The organism is Undibacterium sp. Ji50W, from assembly GCF_049340445.1.
Taxonomy (GTDB): domain Bacteria; phylum Pseudomonadota; class Gammaproteobacteria; order Burkholderiales; family Burkholderiaceae_D; genus Undibacterium.
The window spans coordinates 332971-341241 of record NZ_JBMPOX010000003.1 but is presented as its reverse complement, the minus strand read 5'-3'; the positions used below and the strand labels follow the sequence as shown (position 1 = coordinate 341241).

Genomic DNA, 8271 nt, shown 5'->3' with positions numbered 1-8271 from the left:
CATCCATCGGCGACTTCAACGGCATCAAAAACATCGGTAACATTGAACTGACCAACGACACAGCCATCACCCAAGTGTCCCAAATCCAGTTGAATGACACCATCGTTGGTGCCCTGGTTGACAGCTACCAAGCTGCTAACACCACAACCCACCTCGAACGTCTGACGATTCGTGCCATCGACAACTTCAACGTTGCAAACGCAACTGTTGGTGTCTCCATCGATGCCGGTGCCTTGACAGCACAATCTTCACTGGACGTCACACTGGGCCGTGGTGCCAACTTCCTGAGCCTGGGTGCTGGTGCTGACCGCGTTGTATTGCTGGGTAACTATGTTGCCGGTACTTACAACGTGACAGAAAACGGTGTTGCTCTGAATACAGAAGCCACAGCAACAGGCGTGGCACGTATCGTGACAGACACCATCAATCTGGGTGCAGGTAACGATACACTGGTTACTTACGGTGCGCTCAACCTGACAGGTGCTACATTGTCCGGTATCGAAGCGATCCAGGCGAACTCTGCTCTGGTCATCACTGCTTCTGAGTACGCTGGTCTGGTAGCTGCGCGTGCAGCATTGAGCCTGAGCACACCAGTGATCACGTTCAGTGGCAGCATGGTGCATCAACTGACGATCGTTGATGATATCGTTGGCGCCAACAACATCGATCTGTCCCTGATCTCGGTCACAGGCGGCTCGTTGATATTTGACGTGATCAATCAGTCCAATGCAACGGGTGGTGGCGTGAACAACACGACAACATCCAACGCAGTGATCGTATCTGGTGGTGCGTCCGCCAGTGCTGGTACAGTCGGTCTGACCCCAACGAACGGCGGTACTGCTGCCCTGACATCGCCTAACACATTGACGAACGGTGTTGATCTGTTCAACAATGCAACAGCGGGTCTGTTGAATGCAAACTTCGGTGGTATTGCTTACGCAAATCCAACATTGAATGCAGCAACCACATTGACTACAACACAAGCCAACCTGGCTGCTGGTGATGTGATTGCTTTCGGTACAGCAACAACTGACACATTGGCATTCTCAGGTGCGGTAACGAACTTGACCGTGTTGACTGGTAGCTCTATCAATGGCGTCACAGTCGGTGGTGTGGAAGTGCTGCAACTGGATAACGCGATCAACTCTGTTATCGTTACTAGCCAAAGCGTTGCTGGTTTGACGATTGTCGGTGGTACAGCATCTGATGTGGTGAATGTAACTGCTGTTGCAGCCGCTACAAACATCAATACTGGTGACGGTAATGATAATGTGACGATTGCAGGTTCTGCAGCAACTGCCGCAGCTGTATTTAATCTGGGTAACGGTAACGATACCTTCACGATTACTGGTGCCGCGACATCTGCAACTAACCTCAATGGTGGTGCAGGTACGGACACGATTGTGTTCGCTACAGCAGGTTTGATTACTGACGCTAACTTCACACTGGTATCGAATGTGGAAGTGGCATCGGTCAATAATACAGCTGCAGATAATGATGCACCTGATACATTGGCAGCTATCGCTGGTATCCGTACTTTGTTGCTGCAAAATAATGCCGCAACTACAGTGACACCAACGGCTTCTTACAATGCGATCGTTGCTGCCAATCCAGCAAGCAATGTGTTCACCATCAATGCAAATACCTTTACTGGTACAACGCTGTTGACGCTTGGTGCCGCAGTTACAGGTAATGTTGCTGTACTCGAAACAAGTGGTGGTTATTTCACAGCCGCAGGTTCCACAGCCAATGTGGATTGGACTGGTGCTGCTGGTGTTGCTACGCAATCAGCCATCGGTGGTAATGGTACGAACACATTCCGCCTGGGTACTGGTCTGGAAGCAACAGATGTGATCACGGGTGGTACTGGTGCAGATACAGTGATTGTTACTGGTACAGGTACAGGTTCTGCTGGTATCACTGCTGTTGAAACTATCCAGTTCAACGCAACTACTGCAGGTCAAACACTGAACACTGGTGCAATTGGTACTGGTTTGACTTCGATCACTGCTGCTGGTTCTACTGTTGGCGTCACTATCAACTCGTCTTTGTTGACTTTGACGACTACAACGATCACTGGCTCTGGCTTCGCAGATACCATTACTTCTGCTAACGTAGCGCAAACAATCAATGGCGGCGCAGGTATCGACGCGATTACTTTGGGTACAGGTTCCCAAACAGTCGTATTGGCAAATGCTGCAGCTAATGCGGATACCATCACTGGTTTCCTGGTTGGAACAGATAAACTGCAAGTCTCCAAAGCCTTGTTTGCTGGCTTGACTTCTGTTGTCGGCAACGGCTTCTCTGTTGCAGCTGAGTTCGTTTCTAATGCTACTGGTGCTGCTGTTGGTACCAATGCGCAATTTGACTACAACACTGCAACTGGTGTTCTGTCTTATGATGCAGATGGTACTGGTGCTGGTGCTGCAGTGACTGTTGCAACTTTGACTGGTCTCCCAGCCATCGTCGCTACCGATATCGTTATTGTTGCTTAATAACGCAGGTAGTTACAACGTGTTGTGACCTTGGCTACTTTTAGGCGACATCAAAAGTAGCTGAGTCGTAACACTCATTAAGGCCCATCTCCTTCAAAGGGATGGGCCTTATGTTTATTGAGTGTGTGTTTGGCTTCGGCAATATTTTTGGCCGATCAATAAAGACGCTAAAAATAAACATGCGCTCAGTGCTTGAAAATTATTAAGCACGCCCTAATTTGTTAGCGACGATCTAGTAAAACATCTAGAGTGCGCGAGTCAGCAACAAGCGAAGTGATCAGCACCAATGCAGTGATTTATTTTGCAGTGCTAGCCATTTTAAATGTGAGTATATTTTTTGGAGTTGTAAAATGTTTCTAAATGCTCAAACCCTGGACAAGACCCTGCATGGCTCTTTACGCTTTCAACCAGCAGCCGATTTTGCGTTTGCACGTAGCTTGGCTACTGCACCATTGGCGCCAATAGAAATTGCAGAAGCGGCCGAGTTTTACCCTGTTCTGTTCACGCCTAATGGCTTGTTGAATGCGGTTGCGGTTCTCGGCTTAAGAGAGCGTAATGTGTTCCTGAATGAAAAAAATCAATGGCTCGGTACCTATGTGCCGGTCCATGCACGTCGTTATCCATTCATTTTGGGGCGTGTTGCCGATACGGACGAGTATTTGCTGGCAGCGGATATGGATGCACCACAATTCAATACCACTGAAGGCGAACTGGTATTCACAGACAAGTCTGAATTGAATCCTTACTTCGATAAAGTGATTGAGTTGCTCAACACGTATGAAAAAAACCTGCGCGAAGGTCGTGTAGTCATGAATGAACTGGAAACAAGCGGTGTTTTGGTAGCCAAAGATCTGAGTTTCCGCGAAGGCCACGAAGTACACCTGATCGGTGGCTTCCGTGTGGTTGAGCGCGAAAAAGTCATGGCCCTTGACGACGCTACCCTGGCACGTTGGGTACGTAATGGCTTGATGGCATTGCTGGAACTGCACTGGGCTTCTTTCCGTCACCTGCCGAAAGTGGCTCTGGCTTCTTCTCGCCCAGACCAGGTTCAATAATTGACATGTTGTCGTGAATGACTACAAAATGGGGCAAAGTTTGCCCCATTTTCTTTGGCCCAATGCTCTCAAATGAATAGCCTGAAATTACTCCATGTTGGCTGCGGGCCGCAAAACAAGGCAGGAACCACACCGTATTTCCAGTCCGATGACTGGCAGGAAGTGCGGTTTGATATTGATGCAAGGGTGAACCCGGATATACAGGGCACACTGACCGATATGAGTGCGGTAGCGACTGGTTCCATTGATGCCGTCTATTCCTCGCACAATATTGAACACCTGTATCCGCATGAAGTCGCTGTCGCCCTGAGTGAAATATTACGTGTGCTGAAGGATGATGGTATTTTCGTCGTCACTTGCCCGGATTTAATGTCGGTCTGCAAGCTGGTTGCCGAAGACAAATTGCTCGAACCCGCCTATATTTCGCCAGCCGGACCGATTTCACCGCTGGATATCTTGTATGGCCACAGAGCCGCCATGGAAAAAGGTAATCTCTACATGGCGCATCGCTGCGGATTTACCCAAAAAGTATTGATGAATGTCCTGGCTGGCGCAGGTTTTAAAACCGTAGTTGTTGCTTCACGTGCAGCGGCGTTTGATTTGTGGGCGGTTGCCAGCAAGAATGCCAGACCAACCCCTGAAATGGAAAATCTATTGCGCGCCCAGCTTAAATAAATGGTTTTGCAAAGATCGCGATGCGGAAAAAATCCTGTTCTGCGAGACGCCCTCGAGCAGTCATCAACATCGAGGGGGATCTTGGGAACTGCAAGCCACACAATAACGCATGGATGTTCTGGAGATGTTTTTCAAGACTGATGGTGGAAAAGCCAGGTCGAACCAGAAATGACATATTCATGACCATCATTTGCGCCTGGACGGCGCGCCGGAAGCATACAAACACCTACCTGCAATCGGCACAGGCTAGACAGACCGGTTTTCAGCAAAATCACTGAAGTCCATGCGCTGATTGACGTTTATAGTGTGATAATCAAGTTTGTTCGTTATTCTGCCTATCCGCACCATGAAAATTCTGTTTGTTCATCAAAACTTCCCGGCTCAGTTCACCCATCTGGCACCAGCGTTGGCGGCCGATGCGTCGAATGAAGTCCTGGCCCTGACGTTGCAGAAAAACGCGCCAGCGTTATGGAATGGCGTGAAAATCATTTCCTATCAGGTGGCGCGCGGGACGTCGAAAGAGATTCACCCCTGGCTGGCTGACAGTGAACCCAAGGTCATCCGTGGTGAAGCGGCCATGCGTGCTGCCCTGCAAATGCGTGAAGCAGGATTTAGCCCCGATGTCATCATTGCCCATCCGGGTTGGGGTGAGAGCCTGTTCCTGAAAGAAGTCTGGCCGAATGCCAGAATGGGACTTTATGGCGAATTCTTTTATCATCCCAGAGGGGCAGATGTCGGGTTTGACCCCGAATTTCCCACCACTTCCATCGATCAGGTATGCAAGGTCCGGCTCAAGAATATTAACAACCTGCTCAATATGCCACTGGCAGATGCGGCCATTTCACCGACACACTGGCAAGCCAGTACCTTCCCCAGTTCATTCCGGGAGCGTATCAGCGTCATTCATGACGGCATTAATACCGATTTGATTGTCCCTGATCCGGGAGTATCCTTGAGCCTGGGTAATGGCCTGGTCCTGACCCGCGATGATGAGGTGATTACCTTCGTCAATCGTAACCTGGAGCCATACCGCGGTTACCATATCTTCATGCGTGCCTTGCCGCAGATCTTGGCCGAGCGTCCTAATGCCCGGGTTTTGCTGGTGGGAGGCGATGACGTCAGCTATGGTGCCAAATCTGCTACCGGGCAATCCTGGAAAGATATCTTCTTCAATGAAGTGAAGCACCTGATGCCAGAAACGGCACTGAAGCGCATTCACTTCCTGGGCATTATTTCTTACCAGCATTTTATTCCTTTGTTGCAGTTATCACGGGTGCATGTCTATTTGACTTACCCCTTTGTGCTGTCATGGAGCTTGCTGGAAGCCATGAGTGCCGGTTGCGCCATTGTTGCATCCGATACACAACCTCTGCGCGAAGCAATACATCACGATCAAACCGGTCGCCTGGTGAACTTCTTCGACGTTGCGGGATTGGCAAAAGAAGTGTGTGACTTGCTGGAGCAGCCTGATGCCAGACAAAGGCTGGGGGCCAGTGCAAGGCATTTTGCCCGGGAATTTTATGATTTGCAGCGTGTTTGCCTGCCCGCGCAGCTGGAATGGGTGCAGCGCCTGGCAACCGAAACAAAAGTTAACAATGCTGTGGATATATCGGAACAATCGCTGGTAAACACAGCCGGAATTGAGTTAAAATAAATCTATAGCCAGCAAGACCATTAAGAACTCGCGCCCCACAACGGATATTGTGGGGCGTTTTTTTATTTGGTGCCCGGCCTCTAGCGCACAAGCGCTACCCCTTCGTCACATGAAATTATGCATGGTTTCTGTGACTCCAATCACAAAACTGGCGACTATTTTCTCTCGGAAATAGCCTGTCTATGGTCGTTCTTTACATTTTCTTCTTCTTTTTTCAAAAAAATTAAAACGATAGGATGAGGGAGTATGTCATTAATTTCATTGGAAATTATCTATATACAGGGGGGGGTATATGGAATTTGCAAAGAAGCGTCAACAAAACACATTTAAAATCAAATTTACTTGTGTTACGCTTTCGAAAAATGTGATGTAGGTCACATTTAATTGATTTGTGAACAGGGATAATGCGGCCTTGTCTTGAAGCGCACTATAGTGACAAGTAGTGACCGTGCATCTTCATGCTGACATCAAGCGGTATCCCAATTAAATTGGCTGTTTTTAGCACTTGAATGTGCAAAGAATACAAATGATCTCGAAACTTAAAGCCCCACAAACTGAAATTGCACAAGTCTTGATGACTTTCAGGAGTGCATTTAGAACCGTTGGCATTTTCAGTGCCATCATTAATTTACTGATGCTGGCACCATCCCTGTATATGTTGCAGGTATATGACCGCGTTTTGCAAAGTCGCAATGAAATTACTTTGCTGATGCTGACCATGTTGATGCTGGGTGCTTATGCATTGATGAGCTCGCTGGAATATATCCGCAGCTTCGTCGTGATACGCCTGGGTGCCAAGCTCGACATGCAAATGAACAAGCGTGTATATACCGCAGCGTTTGAGCAAAACCTGAAACGTGGTGGCGGTAATGCCGGCCAGGCTTTGCAGGATTTGACGCAAATCCGCCAGTTCCTGACTGGTAGCGGTTTGTTCGCTTTCTTTGACGCACCCTGGTTCCCGTTTTACCTGGCGGTTATTTTCATGTTTGACGTCTACTTGGGCCTGTTCGCTCTGGGTGCGGTGATCATCATGGTGATCCTGGCGTATGCCAATGAAGTGGTGTCCAAAAAACCTCTGGCAGAAGCGAATGCCATGGCGATTATTTCCAGCAATCTGGCCACCAACAACTTGCGTAATGCAGAAGTGATTGAAGCCATGGGCATGTTGCCCAATCTGATGTCACGCTGGTTCAAATTGCATGGACGTTTCCTGCAATTGCAGGCAGAAGCCAGTGAAAAATCCGGCATTATCACCGCGATCAGTAAATTTGTACGTGTTTCGGTACAGTCGCTGGTACTGGGTTTTGGTGCATTGCTGGTAATCGAAGGCAAAATGTCACCAGGTATGATGATTGCCGGTTCCATCCTGCTGGGTAAGGCAACCGGTCCTATCGATCAATTGATCGGTGTCTGGAAACAATGGAGCAGTGTCAAGAGCGCCTATGACCGTCTGAATGAATTGCTGGGTGCAAATCCTGCACGCAAGGCCGGTATGGATTTACCTAAACCACAAGGTGCCCTGTCTGTTGAAGGCGTTACAGCAGCGGCTCCAGGTTCTACTGTGGTTGTGTTGAAAGGTCTTGGTTTCGCATTGCAACCAGGTGATGTACTGGGCGTGATTGGCCCTTCAGGTTCTGGTAAATCAACGCTGGCACGATTGCTGGTTGGCGTGTGGCCTGCCGCTGTCGGCAAAGTGCGTCTGGACGGTGCCGATATCTATCAATGGAATAAAGACCAGTTGGGTCCGAATATCGGCTACCTGCCGCAAGACATTGAGCTATTTGGCGGTAGCGTCGCAGAAAACATCGCCCGTTTTGGTGACGTGGATTCAGAAAAAGTCATCCTCGCGGCCAAGCGCGCCGGCGTGCATGACATGATTCTGCATTTTCCTCAGGGCTATGACACTCGTCTGGGTGATGGTGGTGCAGGTTTGTCAGGTGGACAGAAGCAGCGTATCGGTCTGGCGCGTGCCATGTATGACGATCCTTCACTGCTGGTTCTCGATGAACCGAACTCCAACCTCGATGATGTCGGTGAACAGGCATTGGTGACGGCGGTTAACGATTTGCGTCAGCGCGGTAAAACCATCGTGCTGATTACCCATCGCACCACCATCCTGGGTGCAACTACCAAATTGTTGCTGTTACGCGATGGTGCTGCTCAGGCTTTCGGTCCGCGTGACCAGGTATTGGCTGCACTGAATCAGGTTAATCAGCAGCAGTTGCAACAAGCCCAGCAAGCACAGGCTGCGGCGCAGCAGCAGGCAGAAGCACAGCAGGCGCAAGCTCAGGGCGGTCTGCAGTCTGCAGCGTCGGAACCACCGGCAGATACACAAGCAAGAATTGATGCCAGCGTCCAGGCACAAACGGATGCTACAGCGGAACAGGAATAA

At 49.4% G+C, this 8271-nt stretch carries 5 protein-coding genes; all 5 read left to right on the top strand.

Translation table 11 applies throughout. From position 1 onward, the window contains the following. A partial coding sequence (locus tag ACO0K9_RS08570; protein WP_422983795.1) for a beta strand repeat-containing protein occupies positions 1–2495 on the top strand: 2495 nt, incomplete at its 5' end. A gap of 350 nt (positions 2496–2845) precedes the next feature. Next, positions 2846–3550 carry a SapC family protein gene (locus ACO0K9_RS08565; protein WP_422983793.1) on the top strand — a complete coding sequence of 235 codons (705 nt, stop codon included), beginning with the start codon at positions 2846–2848 and terminating at the stop codon, positions 3548–3550. A gap of 72 nt (positions 3551–3622) precedes the next feature. Further along, a complete protein-coding gene (locus ACO0K9_RS08560) occupies positions 3623–4225 on the top strand; it encodes a class I SAM-dependent methyltransferase (protein WP_422983791.1) in 603 nt (200 codons plus the stop codon). A gap of 346 nt (positions 4226–4571) precedes the next feature. Further along, on the top strand, positions 4572–5879 hold the full coding sequence (locus ACO0K9_RS08555; RefSeq protein WP_422983789.1) for a glycosyltransferase family 4 protein: 1308 nt from the start codon (positions 4572–4574) through the stop codon (positions 5877–5879). A gap of 526 nt (positions 5880–6405) precedes the next feature. Continuing rightward, entirely contained in the window at positions 6406–8271 is a 1866-nt protein-coding gene (locus ACO0K9_RS08550) for a type I secretion system permease/ATPase (RefSeq protein ID WP_422983787.1), read from the top strand.